We start from the raw sequence: 1,153 nt of genomic DNA on the forward strand, positions 1-1,153 counted from the left end.
ACACTATGTAATACTTGCCCAACTTGGTTATACATAGAGCAAAAACGATGGATAAAATAGAAGTTCGCGGTGCCCGAACCCATAACCTCAAAGACATCAATCTGACTATTCCTCGCGATAAACTGACAGTAATTACTGGGTTAAGCGGCTCCGGTAAGTCCTCTCTCGCATTCGATACCTTATATGCAGAAGGCCAACGACGTTATGTCGAATCACTGTCTGCTTATGCTCGTCAGTTTTTGTCTCTTATGGAAAAACCAGATGTCGACCATATCGAAGGTTTATCACCGGCGATTTCTATTGAACAAAAATCGACATCTCATAACCCTCGCTCAACCGTCGGTACCATCACCGAAGTTTACGACTACTTACGTCTGCTTTACGCTCGTGTTGGTGAACCACGCTGTCCTACTCACCACGCCCCATTAGCCGCACAAACTGTCAGCCAGATGGTGGATAAAGTATTGGAACTGCCAGAAGGCAGTAAAATGATGCTGCTTGCTCCAATCGTAAAAGAGCGCAAAGGTGAGCATGTAAAAACACTAGAAAACCTTGCCGCACAAGGTTTTATTCGAGCGCGTATTGACGGCGAAACTTGCGATCTTTCAGATCCACCAACACTTGAGCTACACAAAAAACACACCATTGAAGTCGTGGTCGACCGATTCAAAGTTCGCCCAGATCTGCAACAACGTTTAGCAGAGTCATTTGAGACGACGCTAGAGCTTTCTGGTGGTATTGCGGTGATTGCTCCGATGGATGGCGATGGGGAAGAAATCATCTTTTCCGCGAACTTCGCTTGTCCGCAATGTGGCTACAGCATGCAAGAGCTGGAACCGAGATTGTTCTCATTTAACAACCCAGCAGGCGCGTGTGGAACTTGTGATGGCTTGGGTGTACAACAGTATTTTGATCCAAGCCGAGTGATTCAAGATGACTCACTCAGTTTGGCACAAGGTGCCATTCGTGGTTGGGATCAAAAGAATTACTATTACTTCCAAATGCTGACTTCATTGGCGGATCATTATGGTTTTGATTTGCATGCTCCGTTCAACTCTCTGCCAAAGAAAACGCAAGACGTTATTCTCAAAGGCTCAGGCCGCACCGAGATCGAGTTTAAGTACATCAATGATCGCGGCGACATTCGTGTAAA

1 pseudogene is annotated in these 1,153 nt (G+C 46.0%); it reads left to right on the plus strand.

Annotated features, from left to right (window positions below):
- Nucleotides 1-47: 47 nt before the first annotated feature.
- Nucleotides 48-1,153 (plus strand): annotated as a pseudogene (locus tag R8N46_RS25105) (excinuclease ABC subunit UvrA); the annotation flags it as partial.

Origin of the sequence: Vibrio sp. 1874 (genome assembly GCF_033344395.1) — a bacterium.
GTDB lineage: Bacteria > Pseudomonadota > Gammaproteobacteria > Enterobacterales > Vibrionaceae > Vibrio > Vibrio alginolyticus.